We start from the raw sequence: 2,082 nt of genomic DNA, 5'->3' as shown, positions 1-2,082 counted from the left end.
CCACGAAATCTCTCCGTCGTTCGTGGCCAGGCGCATGTCACTCGGTTCGATGCGGGGCTTTCGCTGCTGTGGAGCGGGGCTCAGCCCTTGGTGCGCTCGGTGATCCAGCGGGCGGCGAGGAGGCCGGTGGCGACGGACTGGAGGAAGCGGCGGAAGGCGGCGAGCAGCAGCCGCTCGTCGGCGAGGTGCTGGGAACCGAACGCGCCGATGAGGCCCAGCACGTTGTTGATCGCCAGGTAGTACACGAAGCGCTCGTCGGTGACCTCGTCGGAGACGAAGGTGTCGCTGTGCTCTCCGATGCCGGGCAGCTGGGCGTCGAGTTCCGCGCGTCGGGACTGCCGGAAGTAGTAGCCCTGGTTGTCGCGGTACCGGCCGCCGATGGGCCAGCCGTGGCCGTCCAGCAGGAGCAGTGTGTTCTGCTGGTGCGCCTCCAGCGCGATGCCCGCGTGTCCGTCGAGCCACAGCACGGGCCGTACGACCTGTTCGAGGTAGCGCAGGAACCACTCGGCGGCCACGGCGCCGCGGGGGCGGCCGGTCCGGCCGGCGAGGCGGGTGACGAGCTCGGCCAGCCGGGACCGTGCCCCGCGGTCGTCCGCCGCCTGGTGCCCGGCGCCGCCCGGGATCCGGTTTGGGGCCGGGCGGTCGTCGTACGGGCGGGGCGAGACGAGCCCGGCGACGCAGGCGACCTCGTCCCAGGGGGTGAACGGGTTGTGCCGGATCATCACGTCGAGTCCGGTCACCGGGTCGCCGTCCCGGCCGTCGACGGCGAGCCAGGCCGGGTCGCGGACGATGTCGAAGCCCGGGTGCGCGGCCTGCCACCGCTCGGACAGTCCCGCACGCAGCAGGCGGTGCACCTCGACGCCGCGGTGCAGCTCCTTGCGGAGGTTCTCCCGGCGCGAGTTGGTGATGCGCAGGCCGAGGGAGAGTTTGAGCATGGCGGGTGCGCCGGACCGATGGACGGTGCGCACCGAGGAGGTGGGGTGCCAGGGCGAACCGTGCGGGCCGAGATCCCGGAGCAGACCGGCCTCGAACAGGGCCGCGGTCTCGGCCCGGTGGCGGATCTCCCTGGCCTGCCAGGGGTGCAGGGGCAGGGCCGCACAGCCGTCGGGCAGGGGCAGCCCGGTTCCCGCGAGCTCCGCGGTGAGGGCGGCCGCGGAGACGGGACGGCCGCGCTCGGTCCAGGCGGAGTCGGTGGCGAGGACCGTGGGGTCGACGGCCAGCCAGTGCAGGGGGTGTGCTCCGCGCAGCTCGGGTGAGTAAAGCCGGGCTTCGGCAGCGGAGAGGCCCTCGCGGCTCTTCGGGGTCGGATGCATGGGGTGCCCCAGCACGAGTGCCTGCTCGGCCGCGAGGAAGACGTCGGTGGAGTCGGCGGGCCGTTCCCGGCGCGTGCGGACGAACAGGGCGGTACGCCGGACCGAGTCGGCGACCTGGGCGATCAGGTCCGCGGATGTGCCGGCCCCGGCGTCCGCGTCGGCGGTTGCCTCGACATCGGCGACGGCAGCGGCAGCGGCACCGGGGCGGGACGTCCTGGGATTCTCACGGGTGAACAGGGCGGCGATCGTGACCGCGTCGACGGGTGGGGACTGGGCAGGCGTACCGGCCAGGCGCGGGAGACCGAAGCGGTGCCAGCCGGTAGGGGACCAGTAGCGGACGGGGACCAGCAGGGCGGTGGCGCTGGCGGGGAGGGGGACGCGCAGGATGCCGTCGTCGGGTGCGGGCAGGCCGGACTCGCGTACCCAGCAGCGCAGCAGGTTCTCGACGGCGGCGGCCTCGGCTGCGGTGTGCGGGTCGGGATGTTCCAGGAGGTCGCCCGCGGCGGCGGACTCCCGGTCGACGTGCGGGGTGCCTTCGGCCGCCCCCGCCGCTTCCGAGGACACCTCCACGGTCGGGAGGCCGTCGTCCGCAGCCGGAAATCCGTCCACGGCCGGGAGCACGTCCGCGGTCAGGAGTCCGTTCGCGGTCAGGACGCCTGCCTGTTTCCAGGGGACGGCGCCTTCGCCGAAGCCCGTGTGCACGGCGGGCCGGGTCCGCGACTCGGCGGGGTCCGACATCGGCACGGGGGCGACGTCGGGGGCGGCATCG

General features: G+C 74.1%; 1 protein-coding gene. It reads right to left on the bottom strand.

The window, feature by feature from the left end; genetic code table 11:
- Positions 1-80: 80 nt before the first annotated feature.
- The gene (locus FNH09_RS46225) at positions 81-2,051 is read right to left on the bottom strand and encodes an IucA/IucC family protein (protein ID WP_152895849.1); all 1,971 of its coding nucleotides are present in this window, start codon (positions 2,049-2,051) and stop codon (positions 81-83) included.
- Between the last annotated feature and the right edge of the window lie 31 nt (positions 2,052-2,082).

Origin of the sequence: Streptomyces adustus, assembly GCF_009377175.1 — a bacterium.
GTDB classification, from domain to species: domain Bacteria; phylum Actinomycetota; class Actinomycetes; order Streptomycetales; family Streptomycetaceae; genus Streptomyces; species Streptomyces adustus.
Note: the sequence above shows the minus strand (reverse complement) of the source record. Positions and strands in the feature narration are given on the sequence as shown.